This window comes from uncultured Eudoraea sp. (genome assembly GCF_947260015.1).
In the GTDB taxonomy this organism is placed as follows: Bacteria; Bacteroidota; Bacteroidia; order Flavobacteriales; family Flavobacteriaceae; genus Eudoraea.
In genome coordinates this window covers 1-17,070 of sequence record NZ_CAMYOM010000030.1, presented here as the reverse complement: position 1 = coordinate 17,070, position 17,070 = coordinate 1, and the positions used below count along the sequence as shown (strand labels likewise).

General features: G+C 35.6%; 21 protein-coding genes, 5 tRNA genes and 1 pseudogene. 21 read left to right on the top strand and 6 right to left on the bottom strand.

Going from position 1 to position 17,070, the window contains the following annotated elements:
• Window positions 1–7: 7 nt before the first annotated feature.
• The 6 genes from Q0X66_RS11890 to Q0X66_RS11870 all read right to left on the bottom strand — a co-directional run bounded on the left by Q0X66_RS11890 (window position 8) and on the right by Q0X66_RS11870 (window position 4,447).
• On the bottom strand, window positions 8–571 hold the full coding sequence (locus Q0X66_RS11890) for an aminodeoxychorismate/anthranilate synthase component II (protein ID WP_297706619.1): 564 nt from the start codon (window positions 569–571) through the stop codon (window positions 8–10).
• A gap of 19 nt (window positions 572–590) precedes the next feature.
• Window positions 591–1,988, bottom strand: coding sequence for an anthranilate synthase component I family protein (locus Q0X66_RS11885; RefSeq protein ID WP_297706617.1), 1,398 nt, complete (start codon window positions 1,986–1,988; stop codon window positions 591–593).
• Window positions 1,989–2,494: 506 nt separating this feature from the next.
• Window positions 2,495–2,677 (bottom strand): aryl-sulfate sulfotransferase N-terminal domain-containing protein, encoded by a 183-nt coding sequence (locus Q0X66_RS15945; protein WP_366938692.1) that lies wholly within the window; start codon window positions 2,675–2,677, stop codon window positions 2,495–2,497.
• Window positions 2,678–2,735: 58 nt separating this feature from the next.
• Entirely contained in the window at window positions 2,736–3,314 is a 579-nt protein-coding gene (locus tag Q0X66_RS11880; RefSeq protein WP_297706615.1) for a YceI family protein, read from the bottom strand.
• A 45-nt stretch (window positions 3,315–3,359) separates the two neighbouring features.
• On the bottom strand, window positions 3,360–3,992 hold the full coding sequence (locus tag Q0X66_RS11875; protein WP_297706613.1) for an NAD(P)H-dependent oxidoreductase: 633 nt from the start codon (window positions 3,990–3,992) through the stop codon (window positions 3,360–3,362).
• Window positions 3,993–4,000: 8 nt separating this feature from the next.
• Window positions 4,001–4,447: a MarR family transcriptional regulator gene (locus Q0X66_RS11870; protein WP_297706611.1), complete on the bottom strand. Its 447-nt coding sequence runs from the start codon at window positions 4,445–4,447 to the stop codon at window positions 4,001–4,003.
• A 134-nt stretch (window positions 4,448–4,581) separates the two neighbouring features.
• On the opposite strand from Q0X66_RS11870, the gene Q0X66_RS11865 reads away from it, so the two are divergent.
• From Q0X66_RS11865 to Q0X66_RS11765, 21 genes and pseudogenes are all read left to right on the top strand, one after another.
• Window positions 4,582–5,121, top strand: coding sequence for a TlpA disulfide reductase family protein (locus Q0X66_RS11865; RefSeq protein ID WP_297706609.1), 540 nt, complete (start codon window positions 4,582–4,584; stop codon window positions 5,119–5,121).
• A 10-nt stretch (window positions 5,122–5,131) separates the two neighbouring features.
• Window positions 5,132–5,746, top strand: a complete 615-nt coding sequence (locus Q0X66_RS11860; protein WP_297706607.1) for a thioredoxin family protein — start codon at window positions 5,132–5,134, stop codon at window positions 5,744–5,746.
• A 58-nt stretch (window positions 5,747–5,804) separates the two neighbouring features.
• Window positions 5,805–6,113 carry a rhodanese-like domain-containing protein gene (locus Q0X66_RS11855; RefSeq protein ID WP_297706605.1) on the top strand — a complete coding sequence of 103 codons (309 nt, stop codon included), beginning with the start codon at window positions 5,805–5,807 and terminating at the stop codon, window positions 6,111–6,113.
• A 58-nt stretch (window positions 6,114–6,171) separates the two neighbouring features.
• Window positions 6,172–7,452, top strand: coding sequence for a DUF2851 family protein (locus tag Q0X66_RS11850; RefSeq protein WP_297706603.1), 1,281 nt, complete (start codon window positions 6,172–6,174; stop codon window positions 7,450–7,452).
• 12 nt (window positions 7,453–7,464) lie between these two features.
• Window positions 7,465–7,692: a PspC domain-containing protein gene (locus Q0X66_RS11845; protein ID WP_297706601.1), complete on the top strand. Its 228-nt coding sequence runs from the start codon at window positions 7,465–7,467 to the stop codon at window positions 7,690–7,692.
• Window positions 7,693–7,694: 2 nt separating this feature from the next.
• Window positions 7,695–8,702 (top strand): TrkA family potassium uptake protein, encoded by a 1,008-nt coding sequence (locus Q0X66_RS11840; protein WP_297706599.1) that lies wholly within the window; start codon window positions 7,695–7,697, stop codon window positions 8,700–8,702.
• Between the two features lie 88 nt (window positions 8,703–8,790).
• Window positions 8,791–10,401: a sodium:alanine symporter family protein gene (locus Q0X66_RS11835; RefSeq protein ID WP_297706596.1), complete on the top strand. Its 1,611-nt coding sequence runs from the start codon at window positions 8,791–8,793 to the stop codon at window positions 10,399–10,401.
• 8 nt (window positions 10,402–10,409) lie between these two features.
• Window positions 10,410–11,279 (top strand): helix-hairpin-helix domain-containing protein, encoded by an 870-nt coding sequence (locus Q0X66_RS11830; RefSeq protein WP_297706594.1) that lies wholly within the window; start codon window positions 10,410–10,412, stop codon window positions 11,277–11,279.
• Window positions 11,280–11,315: 36 nt separating this feature from the next.
• The gene (locus Q0X66_RS11825) at window positions 11,316–12,455 is read left to right on the top strand and encodes an acyl-CoA dehydrogenase family protein (protein WP_297706733.1); all 1,140 of its coding nucleotides are present in this window, start codon (window positions 11,316–11,318) and stop codon (window positions 12,453–12,455) included.
• Between the two features lie 71 nt (window positions 12,456–12,526).
• Window positions 12,527–12,721, top strand: a complete 195-nt coding sequence (gene rpsU / locus Q0X66_RS11820) for a 30S ribosomal protein S21 (RefSeq protein WP_297706592.1) — start codon at window positions 12,527–12,529, stop codon at window positions 12,719–12,721.
• Window positions 12,722–12,809: 88 nt separating this feature from the next.
• Window positions 12,810–13,700 carry a tyrosine-type recombinase/integrase gene (locus Q0X66_RS11815; RefSeq protein ID WP_297706590.1) on the top strand — a complete coding sequence of 297 codons (891 nt, stop codon included), beginning with the start codon at window positions 12,810–12,812 and terminating at the stop codon, window positions 13,698–13,700.
• Between the two features lie 42 nt (window positions 13,701–13,742).
• A complete protein-coding gene (raiA, locus tag Q0X66_RS11810; protein WP_297706588.1) occupies window positions 13,743–14,060 on the top strand; it encodes a ribosome-associated translation inhibitor RaiA in 318 nt (105 codons plus the stop codon).
• 85 nt (window positions 14,061–14,145) lie between these two features.
• Window positions 14,146–14,219, top strand: a tRNA-Thr gene (locus Q0X66_RS11805).
• A gap of 24 nt (window positions 14,220–14,243) precedes the next feature.
• Window positions 14,244–14,325: transfer RNA gene (locus tag Q0X66_RS11800), tRNA-Tyr, on the top strand.
• Window positions 14,326–14,463: 138 nt separating this feature from the next.
• Window positions 14,464–14,536 (top strand) — tRNA-Gly (locus Q0X66_RS11795).
• Window positions 14,537–14,620: 84 nt separating this feature from the next.
• Window positions 14,621–14,692 (top strand) — tRNA-Thr (locus Q0X66_RS11790).
• A gap of 61 nt (window positions 14,693–14,753) precedes the next feature.
• Window positions 14,754–15,941, top strand: a complete 1,188-nt coding sequence (tuf, locus tag Q0X66_RS11785) for an elongation factor Tu (RefSeq protein ID WP_297706586.1) — start codon at window positions 14,754–14,756, stop codon at window positions 15,939–15,941.
• A gap of 45 nt (window positions 15,942–15,986) precedes the next feature.
• Window positions 15,987–16,059 (top strand) — tRNA-Trp (locus tag Q0X66_RS11780).
• Window positions 16,060–16,169: 110 nt separating this feature from the next.
• On the top strand, window positions 16,170–16,358 hold the full coding sequence (secE, locus tag Q0X66_RS11775) for a preprotein translocase subunit SecE (protein ID WP_297706584.1): 189 nt from the start codon (window positions 16,170–16,172) through the stop codon (window positions 16,356–16,358).
• 11 nt (window positions 16,359–16,369) lie between these two features.
• On the top strand, window positions 16,370–16,921 hold the full coding sequence (nusG, locus tag Q0X66_RS11770; protein ID WP_297706581.1) for a transcription termination/antitermination protein NusG: 552 nt from the start codon (window positions 16,370–16,372) through the stop codon (window positions 16,919–16,921).
• 71 nt (window positions 16,922–16,992) lie between these two features.
• Window positions 16,993–17,070: pseudogene (locus Q0X66_RS11765) on the top strand (50S ribosomal protein L11); the annotation flags it as partial.

Sequence of the window (17,070 nt, the reverse complement as noted above, 5' to 3'; positions counted from 1 at the left end):
GGTTTAATTAATCCATAAGCCAATTTTTAAGAATTTGCTTGCCTTCCGGAGTGAGTACAGATTCCGGATGAAATTGAACAGCACAAACATCATACGTTTTGTGCCTTAATGACATCAGCTGGCCATTTTCATCAAAAGATGTAGCTTCAAGAACGTCCGGCAGTTGAGGATCAACAACCCACGAATGATATCTGCCTACTAAAATTTCCCTGGGTAAGCCTTCAAATAAAGGCTCCTCGTTTTCAAGGATTATTTTTGTAGCGACCCCATGATAAACTTCGTCCAGATTTATCAACTTACCACCAAAAACTTCACCTATGGCCTGCTGTCCAAGACAAACTCCAAATATGCTTTTAGTTGGTGCATATTTGGCAATTATTTCTTTAAGAAGTCCTGCTTCATCAGGGATTCCGGGACCCGGAGAAAGTACTATTTTCTCAAAATCATCAACTTCCTCCAATTTTAGCTGGTCATTCCGTTTAACCACTACTTCGCAACCCAAATCCTCCAGATAATGTACCAGGTTATAAGTAAAGCTATCGTAATTATCTATTACCAGTATTTTGTTCATGGTTTATTTATTGTCCTTTTCAAATAGTTTCTGCAATTTCCAGAGCTTTATTAAGAGCTCCTAATTTATTATAAGTTTCCTGCAACTCCTTTTCCGGTTCAGAGACAGCTACTAAACCCGCTCCTGCCTGGTAATGAAGTTGGTGATTCTTACTTAAGAAGGTCCGGATCATAATGGCGTGATTAAAATCTCCGTCAAAATCCATAAATCCGATGGCCCCACCGTAATAATCTCTGTTGGTGGTCTCATACTTTTCAATGAGCTGCATAGCCATATGCTTTGGTGCTCCGCTCAGGGTACCTGCCGGAAAAGTGTCAGCGACAACTTTCATAGTGGGTGTTTCTTTTTTCTTTTGCCCTGTAACTTTGGAAACAAGATGAATAACATGAGAAAAGAACTGGACTTCCCTATAGTTTTCAACATTTACCATATTTCCATGCCGACTTAGATCGTTACGTGCCAGGTCTACAAGCATAACATGCTCGCTATTTTCCTTCTTATCTTCTGTTAGTTTTTTAGCTAATAATGCATCTTCTTCATCATTTCCGGTTCTTTTAAAAGTACCCGCAATTGGATGTATTTCTGCCTTCCCGTCTTTAACAATTAATTGTGCTTCCGGTGAACTGCCAAAGATTTTAAAATCTCCATAGTCAAAATAAAACAGATATGGAGAAGGATTAATAGAGCGAAGGGCTCGATAAACATTAAATTCATCTCCTTTAAATCCTTGTGAAAACCTTCGTGAAAGCACTAACTGAAAAACATCTCCTCTTTTACAATGTTTTTTAGCCAGGGATACGTGTTCTTTATATTCTTCATCATTTAAATTTGAGGAAGCTTTACCTTCCTTTCTGAAATTATAGGAGGCAAAATTTCTTATATTAAGAAGCTGTTCAATTTCTGAAATATTATTATCAGAATCATAGCAATGAGCAAATATATAAGCCTCATTTTTAAAATGATTTATCGCTATTATATTTTGATAAACAGCATAATAAATATCAGGAATATTCAGGGCTCCGTCTTTCTTTGTGATAGAAATATCTTCAAAGTACCTAACTGCGTCATAGGACATATAGCCAAACAATCCATTATTTATAAATTTAAAACCATTAGATTCGGTCTTAAACTTTTGGCTGAAATTATGTATAATTTCAACAACATCGGTTTCGCTGTTTATAGTTATTACATTTGCAGATTTGTCCGGAAATAACTGAGTAATTTGCTCATCCTTAACTTTGATAGAGGCTATAGGATTACAACATATATATGAAAAGGTATTATCATTTGCCCTGTAATCACTACTCTCCAAAAGAATACTATTAGGAAACTTATCACGAATTTTTAGATATACGCTAACCGGGGTTATGGTATCTGCGAGGATCTTTTTATAATATGTCTTAAGTTCATATGCCATAATCTGCAAGAGTTTAGATCTTGATACTACTAATTCTGAAAATCAAAAAGGCTTGTCGTGATAGACAAGCCTTTTCGTATAGTAATACTACAATGGTGCTTAGCTCACGACTTTATACGTAAGTTATTCCACCACCAAGTATTTGCTATTCTAAATTTCATTGAGTCAAATATAGAAAGGAATTTCATAATTACAAATGAATTTAAAGGAAATATAGATCCAAAATCCATTATTGCACAAAGTGATTATAATTAATGGTACTGATTCCTAATACTTCAATTCCATTCGTTCAGATCCATATAATATATCTGCTTAAGCCCAAGAACTACTTTTGTAGCTATTGTTAGCAAAATAAATATAATTAGCGTGCAAGCCTGATTACATTTCATGTCGATTAAGCTTGTTTGTGGTTGTCTTGTGTAAATGGTTGAGGTGTGGCTTGTGTTTATTTTGACAGTGTCTATTATTAGTCCTACCTCTTAGTCAAAGGAAATAGTAATACTATTTTAAGTATAAGGGTATAAACCTAATACCGAAATCTCCAAATTAGTGGCGTTATTATTAAAAGGTTGTTCTACTGCTTTCTTTACCAGAACTATCACGATAAGGTAGCAGGGTTTTTCTGCTTCAATTTTTAACGAAGCGGTTAATGGTGATATAATGTGTGGGTTTAAGGTCGATTTTATCAAATAAAAAATCCTGAATATTATATAGCATATTCAGGATTTAATAAAGGGGGAATATTAACTAGAAAACCAGATCTATTACCAGATCAAATTCGTCATAGATTGTTTTATCGCCAAGGTCCTCAAAGAAACTTCCTGAGCCATACTTAACATCATATTGGGCTCTGTCTACTTTTAAAGTGGCCGTTGCTTTACTTCCATAAACAGAAAAATCAAAAGTGACAGGCTTGGTTATCCCTTTAATGGTAAGATCACCTTTTACTTCGTAAGAATTTTTACCCGAGGCTTTAACTTCTGTAAATACCAGGGTAGAATTTGGATAGTTTTCAACCCCAAAGAAATCATCAGACTTGAGATGGCCTTCTAATTTACCTTTATATTCGCCTTCAAGATCTGTCGTGATTAAAGTTGTCATATCTACTTCAAATTCGCCGCCTGTCAGTTTTCCTTCATCGAACAGCAGGGTACCGGATTTAAGGTTTACAGTTCCAGTATGAGAACCTGTAACTTTATAAGCTTTCCATGTAACCTTACTTTCCTTTGCTTTTACTTCTTTCTTTTCTTCATTAACAGGAGAGTTAGCAACCGCTGTCGCTCCAAAAACTATGGCCAGTGCCAGACTTAATACATTCTTTTTCATGTTTCTAAATTTGATTTATTTTAATAATTTTTTTAATGTAAAGTGTTATATATGAGTGAATAATAATTCTTTTGATTGTCGAACCTTCTTATAATGTTGGGTATCATCCTCTGCAGATCTATATCCTATCGTAGCAACTACAGATGAGTTTAATCCCTTATCATTTAAACCTAGTAGTTCATTATATACTTCAGGTTCAAACCCTTCCATAGGGCAGGCATCAATTTTTAAACTCGCAGCTGCGGAAAGTAAGTGGCCTAATGCCAAATAGGTTTGCCTTGCGGCCCATGCTTCTTTTGTTTTATTAGGAAGATCTACTAATTTAGATTTCATGAAATCTCCATAAGGCTGTAAATTACTTAATTCAATTTCTCTTGTGTCGCTAACATTAGTTAAATAGTTATCAATGAGATCAGCGTCAAAACTAGTATTGTTAGCAAAGACGATTAAATGAGATGCATCAGTGATTTGCGATTGATCCCATGAGGCTGCTTTTAATTTTTCCCTTAGTTTGATATCCTTTATAATAAAGATATGATAGGGTTGGAGCCCATATGAAGAGGGACTTAGACGAATAGCTTCTATTAAAGTATTCAAATCTTCTTCAGATATTTGTTTTTGGCTATCAAATTTTTTGGTTGCATATCGCCAATTGAGGCTTTCAAGGTACTTGTTCATATGTAGTATTAAAATTTATTGAATAAAAGATTTAATTGTTCAAGTTCTAAGTCGGTAAAATTGGCTAAAATTTCTTTTTCTGCTTTTTCCAGCACTATGTCCATTTCAGATAGCACTTTTAATCCCTCCTGAGTAATGGTAATCTCCACTTTGCGCCGGTTAGACATGCATACAATCCTGTCCACATAACCCTTCTTTATTAATTTATCTACCAAACGGGTGGTATTACTCATTTTACTAATCATTCTCTCATTTAAAGTCGATAAATTAGCAGGTTTACTTTGCTGACCTCTCAGTATACGTAAGACATTAAATTGTTGTGTCGAAATTCCAAAAGGTTTAAAGGCATGTGATATATTTTCGGTAAGCTTGTTGTGTATTAGCATTAAATGAATAAGAGTCCTACTTCTAAGGGGAATCTTCTTGTCCGTCTTTATTAAAGCTTCAACATTCATGTACTTACAATATTTGTATATACAAACGTAAGTATTCAATAATAGATTACAACATGAGTGCATATAAAATTTTGTTAAATCTATTTTTCATTATAGTTCATTGCATAATTTTATGGGATCTAGAAACAATCGCCATGATTCGTATGATTCTATGTTTTAGTATCCTTCTTTTTATAGGATGCGGAATTAAAGAAAGTAAGAAAACGAAATCGGAGACTTCAGAATTAGTTAAAAATGAATTCACTTCTCCTGATAGTTTGGGCATCCCTATATATAATTTTGATGAATTGGAACCTCTCCTGAATAAGATGGATGACAAAATACATATCATCAACTTTTGGGCAACTTGGTGCGGACCATGTATAAAGGAATTACCCTATTTTGAAAAAATAAACCAGGAAGGAAAGGCCAATAATTGGGAGGTAATATTGGTAAGCCTGGATATGCCTTCCATGTGGAAATCTAAGCTAGTTCCTTTTATAAAAGCCAAGAATCTGCGATCGGAAGTAGTCGTATTAAATGACCCGGATCAAAATAACTGGATCCCAAAAATTGATAAGAACTGGTCCGGGTCAATTCCAGCTACTTTGATCTACAATCGTAAAGAAAGAAAGTTCTATGAACAGCCATTTACGTATGAAATGCTAAAAAAAGAAATTCAAGAATTCAGATAAATAAGTAAACATGAAATATATATTGGTAAATTTTGTTTTCATCACATTTTTTTTGAGCTACACTGGTTATCTTAAAGAAATTGACAAGGGTTATGGTATTGGAGATTATGCAACAGACTTCAGTCTTCCTGATATAAATGGTAAAAAGGTCTCTTTAGCCGACTACAAAGATGCCAAGGGTTTTTTAGTGATTTTTACCTGTAATACCTGCCCATATGCCATCGCCTATGAAGATAGAATAATTGACCTCGACAAAAAATACAAAACAAAGGGAGTACCGGTAATTGCCATAAACCCTAATGATCCAAATTTACAGCCCTCAGATGGTGTAGAATATATGAAAAAAAGAGCAATGCAAAAAGGGTTCACTTTTCCATACTTGGTTGATATTGGACAGGAAATATTCCCACAATATGGAGCAACTAAAACACCACATGTGTATTTACTCGAAAAAAATAAACTCGGAAATGTCGTGCGCTATATTGGAACAATTGATGACAACTACTCTAATGCGTCTGCAGTTAAGACCAAATATGTTGAAAATGCTGTAGATGCTATGTTAAAAGGGGAGGAAATATCAATTACAACTACCCGGGCTATTGGCTGTTCAATAAAGTCGCGATAATTGTAAATGTTTGTGAAAAGTGCGGGAGTTTGTACCTTCGCCAAGAAATAAAAATAGAATGGCGGATTTATTACAAGAGGAATGGGTTGAGCAACTGGAGAACGATGATAACACTATTATTCTGGATGTAAGAACACCGGAAGAAGCAGATCAGGGTCAAATTCCTGAATCGATCAATATAAATATTTATTTGGGACAAGAATTTTTAGAGGAGCTAAAGAAATTGGATAAATCTAAAAATTATTATGTTTACTGCAGATCTGGCCAGCGAAGCCGGCAGGCTTGTGCGATAATGAATAGTATTGGCATTCCGAATGCCTACAACCTCATGGGGGGAATACTGGAATGGAACGGAGATATAATCTAATTATCTTAAACCTTTAATGCTGCATCCCACTTTCAGTGGGATCTTTTATTTTAGGTGCATGCGCGAAGATCTCCTACACTACATATGGAAAAATGGAAAGATTCCATTCGCCAATCTATACACCTCCAGACAGAAAACACTTCAAATTATATCGCTGGGAATTCATAACCATGATGCAGGACCTGATTTTTTTCATGCCAAATTGGAAATTGATGGACAACTTTGGGTAGGAAATGTAGAAATCCATGTAAAATCTTCTGATTGGTATGTGCATCATCATAATATAGATCGTAATTATGACAATGTAATATTACATGTAGTTTGGGAAGAAGATACAGTAGTATATAGGAAAAACAAGGAAGAAATACCCGCTCTTGAACTTATTAATTTTATACCGGGAAATATACTGGCCAATTATTTTAAATTATTCAATTCATCTAAAGATAACTTTATCAATTGCGAGAGGGAAATATATTCTATTGATAAATTTAAATTTTCAGTTTGGTTGGAACGGCTATATTTTGAGAGGCTGGAGGAGAAATCAAATGAAATAAACAGATTGTTGGCAGAAGCGAAAAACGATTGGGAAAATGTACTCTTTATACTATTATTGAAAAACTTTGGACTAAAGTTAAACAGCGAGGCTTTTTTAAGCCTGGGTAGAGCACTAGAATTTGGTATTGTCCGGAAGTTAACCCAAAATGTATTTCAGTTGGAAAGCGTTCTATTTGGTTTAGCAGGGCTGTTGGATAATGAATCATCCAAGGACAAGGTTTTAACCCAAATGAAAAGGGAATATTCTTACTTGAGAGATAAATTCAAGATTAAAGAGAACGGTGTTCAGATTGCGTCGTTTTTTAGATTACGCCCTGCCAGCTTTCCTACTATCCGCCTATCACAACTTGCTAATTTATATGTCAGACAACCACAACTATTTGGCAATATTATCGCCATAAAGGACGTAGACCAGGTTTATGAAATTTTTAATATATCTACTAGTAAATACTGGCAAAAACATTATGTTTTTGGTAAGATTTCGCCTAAAAGAGAAAATAAACTTACAAAGAGTTTTATTAATTTATTACTTATAAATACTATACTCCCAATGATTTTTTGTTATTCCAAATGGCAAGGGATAGATGTAAGTTCAAGGATAATTATGATTATAAACAAACTAAAAAGTGAGGATAATAAAATTATTAGAAAATTTAATAACCTTGGTGTTAATTGTACCAATGCTATGTATAGTCAGGCCATACTGCAACTTTATAATACTTATTGTACTAAAAATAGATGTCTGGAATGTGTAGTAGGCGATAGTTTATTAAAAGGAAAATAGTATTTTTAAAAAATGAATATTTTCTATAGTCTTTTATATTATTTTCAGAAACGCGGCTTTGAAGTATGCAGACGGATCGCGGAGAGTCTTGGTATTAGGGCACGTGTTGTAAGAACCTCTTTTATCTACCTTACGTTTGTAACTTTGGGCTTTGGCTTTGCGTTATATCTGTTTTTAGCGTTTTGGTTGAGAATAAAGGATTTGATCTACACCAAAAGGAATTCGGTTTTTGATCTTTAGATATGATTAGACTTTTTCGCTCTAAAATTTACATTGCAATTGCATTGATGCTGTCAGTATTACTGACAGGGACCTTGGGATATCATTTTATATCCGAATTATCCTGGTTAAATGCCATTTATATGACCATAATTACGGTTACAACTGTTGGATTTAATGAAGTTGGACCTTTGGAAACAGAAGGTAAAATATTTACAATTTTTTTAATAATATCCAGTGTTTTTATATTTGCTTATGCCATTTCTGTGATTACAGAATATTTATTCAGCAAAAATCAATTACAGCTTCTAAAAACAAAAAAGGTGAGAAAAATGATCAACAATCTATCCAATCATGTTATTATTTGTGGATATGGACGAAATGGAATGCAAGCGGTGGAACGACTTAAGGCATACAAAAAACCTTATGTAGTTATTGAAAGGGATAAAGATATTATTGAAAAATATGAAGTGGACGTCTTGTTTGTGGAGGGTGATGCCAATGAGGATGAAACTTTATTAACAGCTGGAGTAAAGGATGCTCAATATCTTATTGTTACCTTACCGGATGATGCAGATAATTTGTTTGTTGTATTGTCAGCGCGTCAACTAAATCAAAAATTATTTATCATAAGCAGGGCTTCTCAGGTTACCTCCCAAAATAAATTGAAATTAGCTGGCGCAGATAGTGTTATTATGCCGGATAAAATTGGCGGTGATCATATGGCATCTTTGGTTGTAATACCAGATTTGATAACGTTTATGGATAAATTATCTACCGAAGGTGAAAACACCACCAACCTGGAAGAAGTTGCCATTGAAGATTTTGCAGATCAAATGGAATGTAATTCCTTAAGGGACCTTGATCTTCGCAGAAAAACCGGATGTACTATCATTGGCTATATAGAGCCCGACGGAAATTATATAATTAACCCTGAAGCGGATTTACCTTTAGAGCCTAAAAGTAAAGTAATCGTTTTAGGAAGGCCCGAACAGATTAAAAAGCTTAACGAAATGTTTCATATAAACTAGACCAAAGGAGATAATTAGATTTTTTTGTATTACTATTTTTTAGGATATTGCCGCCATTACGGACCAAATTAAACCAAATACAACTCTTATGAAGTATAGACTTCTTTCAATTTTATTACTGTTTCTGCCAGTTTGGACATTTGCTCAGGACAAAGGACTTGATGAAAAAATAAATGACGCATTTATGCCTGTTGCAGTTTGGTGGGAAGGCTTTATCCTTACATCAGTTCCTATTGCTGGATATAATCTGCCGATAGTTCTACTCCTCTTAATATTTGGAGCTACTTTCTTTACTATTTATTTTAAGTTTCCCAATATCACAAAATTTAAATTGGCCATCAATACCGTACGTGGTAAGTACGATGAACTGGATCATCATAGCGTGGAAAAGGCTGAATTAAATATTGTAGATGGTGATTTGGTTGATACCATTGCGGATGAAAGTAAAGAGGGTGAGGTAAGTCATTTTCAGGCTCTTGCTACTGCCGTTTCCGGAACAGTAGGTCTTGGTAATATTGCTGGAGTAGCTGTGGCCATTGCTCTTGGTGGGCCCGGAGCCACTTTTTGGATGATTGCTTGTGGTTTAATTGGGATGTCAACGAAATTTGTTGAATGTACCCTTGGGGTCAAATACAGAGATGTGGGTGAAGATGGTACCGTTTATGGCGGACCAATGTATTACTTATCCAGGGGACTAAAGGAAAAAGGATTTACGCGCTTAGGTAAAGTTTTAGGTATTCTGTTTGCTGTGTTGTGTGTAGGTGCTTCTTTTGGAGGAGGTAACGCATTTCAGTCTAATCAGGCGGCGGTTCAACTTTCTACTATGTTAAATCTGCAGGGTGGAGCAACCGGAGTTATTATTGGTATAATCCTTGCTATTCTTGTAGGCATTGTTATCATTGGAGGAATAAAAAAGATTGCCAGTGTTACGGAAAAAATTGTACCATTTATGGCCGGAGTCTATGTTTTGGCTTCATTGATAATAATTTTTGCGAATATTAAATATATAGGTGATGCTTTTGCCATGATATTTAATGGAGCGTTTACCCCTGAGGCAGGTTTAGGGGGTATTGTTGGAGTTATTATTGTAGGCTTCCAAAGAGCTGCCTTTTCTAATGAAGCTGGTGCCGGATCTGCAGCCATTGCCCATTCTGCTGTTAAAACAAAGTACCCTGCCAGTGAAGGCATAGTAGCGCTTTTGGAACCATTTATAGACACGGTAGTGATATGTACCATGACAGCATTAGTTATTATTTTCTTTAATATGGACACCGGGGCCTTTGAGTATGGCAATGCCGTTAACAGTACTGTTTTAATCACTGAATCCGGTAATTATATTGGTGGAGTTGATCTAACATCAATGGCTTATGAATCTGTTATTCCCGGATTCAGATATATCCTTACCATTGCAATTATACTATTTGCATTTTCCACAATGATTTCATGGTCCTATTATGGTCTTCAATCCTGGAAATACCTTTTCGGACGAGGCAGAAGAGCGGACGTTGTCTACAAAATATTATTTTTATTATTTGTAGTTATTGGTGCCGCAGCCACTTTAGATGCGGTAATTAAGTTTTCTGATGCCATGATTCTGGCATTGGTATTCCCAAATATGATAGGCTTACTGTTTTTGTTTCCCAATGTGAAAGAAGAGCTTAATAAGTATGTAACAGACATTAAAGGTGTAAGTAAATAAGAATTTCCTTGAAAAGTTTTAAATCCCACTTTAAGTTCAATAAACAGGAACGTAGTGGGATTTTCTTTTTATTGGTAATCATTTTCAGTTTACAGCTTATCTACATGATGTTCAGAAATGAGGTGGTTTATAGCTCAGAGGCAAGCTTGGCATTGGATACCGAAGCTCAAAAACTATTGGATTCAATAAGGGAACAAAGTAAATTGGAAGAATCACCGAAGGTTTATCCTTTTAATCCAAACTTTATAACCGATTATAAGGGTTATACCCTTGGCATGTCTAATGAAGAGATAGATAGACTACACTTATTCAGATCTGAAAACAGGTGGGTATATTCCGCAAAAGAATTTCAACAGCTTACCCTCATTTCAGATTCCTTACTACAAATATTAGCTCCATTATTTAAATTTCCTGAATGGGCAAATCGACCAAAAAACAAAAAAAAAGAAAGATCGGAAAAATTAGTAGTAGCAGCCGTGGAGCATAAAGATTTGAATCAGGCTACTTCAGAAGAACTTAAAGACATTTATGGAATTGGCGATAAATTATCGGCTAGGATTGTTAAGTTCAGAAACAGATTAGGGGGCTTTATGGTAAACGAACAACTATATGATGTATACGGTCTTGAGGAAGAAGTTGTTTTAAGAATATTAGAAGAATTTCAGGTTAAGGTGCAACCGGCAATTGAAATGATCAATATTAATTCTGCTACAAGAAGAGAGATGGAACAGCTGATTTATATTAATCAAAACCTTGCTATTCAAATAGTTACATATAGAGATAGTGTTGGGATTATCCGATCAATTAACGAATTAACAAAAATTGAAGATTTCCCGGCAAACAAGATTGATAGAATTAAATTATATTTGTCGCTCTAAAAAATTACGATAATGATTACAGACACTATGTCTATTATAAGTTTTGATTATTCTGAGACCCAACACCATGTTGCCGAGTCTGCTAAGAAATTTGCAGAACAATATATAAGGCCGCACATTATGGAGTGGGACGAATCTCAATTTTTCCCTGCTGATCTTCTTAAAAAAGCCGGAGAATATGGATTTATGGGTGTATTGGTTCCTCATGAATTGGGTGGAGCCGGGTTGGGCTATCATGAGTATATAGCCATTATTGAAGAGATATCAAAGGTGGATCCGTCAATTGGCCTATCTATAGCCGCTCATAATTCTTTATGTACTAATCATATTTTAACTTTTGCGAATGATGAGCAAAAACAAAGGTGGATTCCAAAACTTGCTACCGGAGAGTGGATCGGTGCCTGGGGATTAACAGAGCACAATACGGGTTCAGATGCCGGAGGAATGAGCACAACGGCCATTAGAGATGGTGATGATTGGGTTCTTAATGGAGCAAAGAATTTTATTACACATGGTATAAGTGGAGATATTGCTGTTGTTATTGCAAGAACAGGGGAGAAGGGAGATAGTCATGGGATGACCTCTTTTGTTATTGAAAAAGGGACATTGGGTTTTACAAGTGGCAAGAAAGAAGATAAATTGGGAATGCGTGCAAGTGAAACTGCAGAATTGATTTTTAATAATTGTAGGATTCCGGATAGCCATAGACTTGGTGGAATAGGCGAAGGCTTTGTTCAGTCTATGAAAGTTTTAGATGGGGGTCGAATATCTATTGGAGCTTTATCTCTGGGAATAGCTAAGGGTGCCTATGAAGCTGCATTAAAGTATTCTAAAGAACGCGTGCAATTTGGTAAACCTATTAGTTCATTTCAGGGTATTTCGTTTAAACTGGCAGATATGGCTACTGAAATAGAAGCCTCTGAATTATTGCTGCATAAGGCTGCTTTCCTAAAAAATGAAGGTCGTCCGATGACCAAAATTAGTGCAATGTCAAAAATGTTTGCTTCTGAGGTCTGCGTAAAGGTGGCCAACGAAGCTCTCCAAATTCATGGAGGTTATGGGTACACCAAAGATTTCCCCGTAGAAAAGTTCTACAGGGATGCAAAGCTTTGCACAATAGGAGAAGGTACCACGGAAATACAAAAAGTAGTTATAGCGAAGAATATTTTAAAATAATTTGTTACTGTTTAATTAATTCATTCTATATTTGCAGTCGAAAAATCATTAAAGAAAGGAGGTTGTAGCCTATGTTGATAATACCAATAAAAGAAGGAGAAAATATAGACAGAGCTTTAAAACGTTTTAAACGAAAGTTTGATCGTACTGGTACAATGCGTCAGTTGAGAAAACGTCAGCAGTTTACCAAGCCTTCAGTAGAAAGAAGACAACAAATACAGAAAGCGCAGTATATTCAGGGTCTAAGGGACCAAGAAGAAATATAATAAATAGCTTTAAGCATTTTAAATTCCCGTCGCGATAACTATCGAGACGGGATTTTTTTATGAAAATAACTAAAGGTAACTTTGTGAGATGTCTTTAACTGCTTTTATATCCTATCTTAATCATGAAAAGAACTATTCACCTAATACGGTGAAGGCATACGAAAAAGATATTCAGAGATTTAAAGAATTTTGCTTTAAGGAGTACGATTTAAAGCAAATAGATAAGGCAGAGTATAATTTGATAAGAGGGTGGGTAGTTCAATTGGTCACAGAAGGATTGTCCAACAGATCTGTAAACCGGAAAGTAGCTTCATTGAAGGCTTATTATAAGTTTTTATTGAAAATCGAAAACATTCAGGTTAATCCATTAGCTAAACATAAGGCCCTGAAGACTCCTACAAAAATTGAAATTCCTTTTTCTGAAACGGAAATGGAAATGCTTTTACAACAGGTGCATTTTGAAGATGGATTTGAAGGCAGTAGGGATAAGTTGATCATAGAATTACTATACACTACAGGAATAAGGAGAGCAGAGCTTATTAATCTTAAATTAAAGGATATTGAACTGTCTCAAAAAACGATGAAGGTATTGGGTAAAAGAAATAAGGAACGAATTGTTCCACTCCTGGACTCAACTATAAATCTGTATGAGATTTATTTGGATAAAAGAATAAAATTGGACTCTATAAAGGAAAGGGACTTTGTTTTTCTTTCCAAATCCGGGATTAAAATTTATGAAACACTTGTTTATAGAATTATTAATGGGTATTTTAGTAAGGTCTCTTCCAAAGTTAAAAAGAGTCCGCATATACTTAGGCATACCTTCGCCACGCACTTGCTTAATAAAGGAGCAGATTTAAATTCGGTAAAGGAATTGCTAGGTCATTCTAGTTTGGCCTCTACTCAGGTTTACACACATAATAGTATAGCTGAATTAAAAAAAGTACATGCATCTGCTCATCCAAGGAGCAAGAAATAGTATAACGTTCTTTTCTATTGTTTAACCTAAAATATTCAACTTATGAAGGTAAATGCGCAAGCTGTGAATTTTAATGCAGATTTAAAACTTCTAAATTTTATTCAAACGCGTTTAGACAAACTAGAACTTTTTTATGATAAGATTGTCAGCTCTGATGTGCATTTAAAGGTTGAAAATACTAGTGAAAAAGAAAATAAAATTGTCGAGATCAAACTGTATATACCAAAAGATATGTTTGTAGTTAAAAAGCAATGCAAATCTTTTGAGGAGGCAATTGATTCTGCATGCAGTTCTCTGGAGAGAAAATTGGTTAAAAAGAAGAAAAAACCAAGGTTCCAACCCTCTTTAAAATTTTTATAAAATAGTTTTGATTAAAAAAATAATTATCTACATTTGCAGTCCGTTAGAAATAGCGGACTTTTTTATGCATTAAAGGCTTTAAAAAGCCGATGTAGCTCAGCTGGCTAGAGCAGCTGATTTGTAATCAGCAGGTCGTGGGTTCGAGTCCCTCCATCGGCTCGTAAGTATATAAAATAGCAAGGAGGGGAGATACTCAAGCGGCCAACGAGGACAGACTGTAAATCTGTTGGTTTTACCTTCGCAGGTTCGAATCCTGCTCTCCCCACAACTGGTTTTTGAGAGCGGTTTTGTGAATATTGCTTTTGGATTTCCGGGTTCAGATAAATTTAGAGCCTGGTAATAATCGCAATTTGGGCCTTAGAAGATGTTCGGTAGGATTGGTGAAATATTGAAAATTAAAATTGCGGGAGTAGCTCAGTTGGTAGAGCGTCAGCCTTCCAAGCTGAATGTCGCCGGTTCGAACCCGGTCTCCCGCTCAAAGAAATTGAGTAAACGTTTCTTATTTTGATCAAGGTTAAAATTAACCTTAATATTAAAATATAAAACCTGTTGACCCACAAGCCGACGTAGCTCAGGGGTAGAGCGTTTCCTTGGTAAGGAAGAGGTCACGGGTTCAATTCCCGTCGTTGGCTCAAATAAAATAGGCATTAATTATTATACACTAATATAAACTAAGATTAAATTCACTCAAAAATGGCAAAGGAAACTTTTGATCGTTCCAAACCGCACTTAAATATTGGTACTATTGGACACGTAGATCACGGTAAAACTACATTAACTGCCGCTATTACTTCTGTTTTAGCAAACGCAGGATTATCTGAAATGAGAAGTTTCGATTCAATCGATAACGCTCCGGAAGAAAAGGAACGAGGTATTACAATTAATACATCACACGTTGAATACTCAACAGCGAATCGTCATTATGCACACGTAGATTGTCCTGGTCACGCGGATTATGTAAAGAACATGGTAACGGGTGCTGCACAAATGGACGGAGCAATCTTAGTGGTTGCTGCCACAGATGGTCCAATGCCTCAAACCAGAGAGCATATCCTTTTAGGTCGTCAGGTAGGTATTCCAAGAATGGTGGTTTTCATGAATAAAGTAGACATGGTTGATGATGATGAATTGCTTGAGCTTGTTGAAATGGAAATAAGAGAGCTTCTGTCTTTCTACGAGTACGATGGTGATAATGGACCGGTTATTTCCGGATCGGCTTTAGGCGCTTTAAATGGAGAGCAAAAGTGGGTAGATACAGTAATGGAATTAATGACTGCTGTTGATGAATGGATTGAATTGCCAAAAAGGGATATTGAAAAAGATTTCTTAATGCCAGTTGAAGATGTGTTTACCATTACCGGTCGTGGTACTGTTGCCACCGGTCGTATTGAAACCGGAATAGCTAATACTGGTGATGCTGTAGATATTATTGGAATGGGTGCTGAAAAATTAACATCTACAGTTACCGGGGTTGAGATGTTCCGTAAAATTTTGGATAGAGGAGAAGCTGGTGATAACGTAGGTATCTTGTTAAGAGGTATTGAAAAATCGCAAATTAGCAGAGGAATGGTTATTTGCAAGCCAGGTTCTGTTAAGCCGCATGCTAAATTTGAAGCTGAGGTATATATCCTTAAAAAAGAAGAAGGTGGTCGTCATACACCATTCCACAACAATTACCGTCCACAGTTCTATGTTAGAACAACGGATGTTACTGGAACAATAAATCTTCCAAGTGGAGTTGAAATGGTAATGCCTGGTGATAACGTAACTATTACTGTAGACCTGATCCAGCCTATCGCATTAAGCGTAGGACTTCGATTTGCAATCCGAGAGGGTGGTAGAACGGTTGGTGCCGGTCAGGTAACTAAGATTTTAGATTAATCACGATATAATATTTTGCGGGGATACCTTTCAGTGTAAATATAAACGGGTGTAGCTCAGTTGGTAGAGCACTGGTCTCCAAAACCAGGTGTCGGGAGTTCGAGCCTCTCCTCCCGTGCAGATCAGAAATAGGAGTGTGCAGAGAAAGATACAAAGTGTTGGTCTTATTTTGAGGCCGAGTAATAGAGTTTAAAAATTGCATTCTTAATAAGGAATAAAATAATAGGTATGTTAACTTATATAAAGGAGTCCATAGAAGAATTAAGACATAATGTTACATTACCATCAAGGGCAGAATCGTCTAACCTTATGGTTATTGTTGCTGTGTTTTCTATATTGTTTGCTTTGGCAACTTGGGGTGTAGATACCGTATTCAGCAAATTTATTCAACTTTACTTTAACACCTTAATTAATTAAGTTTGAGACCTATGTCTGAAGTATTAGAAAAGAAATGGTATGTAGTAAGAGCTGTCAGTGGCCAGGAGAATAAGATCAAGGGCTATATAGAAAGCGAAGTGGAACGTCATGGATTTGCTGATTATCTGGAAGATGTATTAGTTCCAACTGAGAAAGTTGTGCAGATAAGAAATGGGAAAAAGATAAATAAAGAGAGGGTTTATTTTCCAGGATATATAATGATCAAAGCTAATTTGGGAGGAGAGATGATTCATATAATCCGCTCCATAACAAATGTAATTGGCTTTTTGGGTGAGACAAAAGGTGGTGATCCTGTTCCATTGAGAAAGGCCGAAGTAAACCGAATGTTAGGGAAAGTAGACGAATTAGCTATAAATACAGACAGCATTGCGATACCATTTATTCTTGGAGAAACTGTTAAGGTTATAGACGGACCTTTTAATGGATTTAATGGTACGGTTGAAAAGATTAATGAGGAGAAAAGGAAATTAGAAGTAATGGTGAAAATTTTCGGCAGAAAAACACCATTGGAATTGAGTTACATGCAAGTAGAAAAAGTATAGAAAATTGTTACGTATATATAAAAGTTGTGTTGCTTCCAAAATATAACACGCTTTAAATTTAATTTAAAACAATGGCAAAAGAAGTAAGTAAAGTAGTTAAACTACAAGTTAGGGGAGGTGTTGCGAATCCGTCGCCACCGGTTGGACCC

Coding starts and splice junctions, on each gene's coding strand:
- Q0X66_RS11845 (WP_297706601.1), top strand. CDS start 7,465: ATGAATATTTTCTATAGTCTTTTATATTATTTTCAGAAACGCGGCTTT.
- Q0X66_RS11890 (WP_297706619.1), bottom strand. CDS start 571: ATGAACAAAATACTGGTAATAGATAATTACGATAGCTTTACTTATAAC.
- Q0X66_RS11880 (WP_297706615.1), bottom strand. CDS start 3,314: ATGAAAAAGAATGTATTAAGTCTGGCACTGGCCATAGTTTTTGGAGCG.
- Q0X66_RS11835 (WP_297706596.1), top strand. CDS start 8,791: ATGAAGTATAGACTTCTTTCAATTTTATTACTGTTTCTGCCAGTTTGG.
- Q0X66_RS11855 (WP_297706605.1), top strand. CDS start 5,805: ATGGCGGATTTATTACAAGAGGAATGGGTTGAGCAACTGGAGAACGAT.
- Q0X66_RS11875 (WP_297706613.1), bottom strand. CDS start 3,992: ATGAACAAGTACCTTGAAAGCCTCAATTGGCGATATGCAACCAAAAAA.
- tuf (WP_297706586.1), top strand. CDS start 14,754: ATGGCAAAGGAAACTTTTGATCGTTCCAAACCGCACTTAAATATTGGT.
- Q0X66_RS11865 (WP_297706609.1), top strand. CDS start 4,582: ATGATTCGTATGATTCTATGTTTTAGTATCCTTCTTTTTATAGGATGC.
- Q0X66_RS11840 (WP_297706599.1), top strand. CDS start 7,695: ATGATTAGACTTTTTCGCTCTAAAATTTACATTGCAATTGCATTGATG.
- Q0X66_RS11870 (WP_297706611.1), bottom strand. CDS start 4,447: ATGAATGTTGAAGCTTTAATAAAGACGGACAAGAAGATTCCCCTTAGA.
- secE (WP_297706584.1), top strand. CDS start 16,170: ATGTTAACTTATATAAAGGAGTCCATAGAAGAATTAAGACATAATGTT.
- Q0X66_RS11815 (WP_297706590.1), top strand. CDS start 12,810: ATGTCTTTAACTGCTTTTATATCCTATCTTAATCATGAAAAGAACTAT.
- Q0X66_RS11885 (WP_297706617.1), bottom strand. CDS start 1,988: ATGGCATATGAACTTAAGACATATTATAAAAAGATCCTCGCAGATACC.
- nusG (WP_297706581.1), top strand. CDS start 16,370: ATGTCTGAAGTATTAGAAAAGAAATGGTATGTAGTAAGAGCTGTCAGT.
- Q0X66_RS11850 (WP_297706603.1), top strand. CDS start 6,172: ATGCGCGAAGATCTCCTACACTACATATGGAAAAATGGAAAGATTCCA.
- raiA (WP_297706588.1), top strand. CDS start 13,743: ATGAAGGTAAATGCGCAAGCTGTGAATTTTAATGCAGATTTAAAACTT.
- Q0X66_RS11860 (WP_297706607.1), top strand. CDS start 5,132: ATGAAATATATATTGGTAAATTTTGTTTTCATCACATTTTTTTTGAGC.
- rpsU (WP_297706592.1), top strand. CDS start 12,527: ATGTTGATAATACCAATAAAAGAAGGAGAAAATATAGACAGAGCTTTA.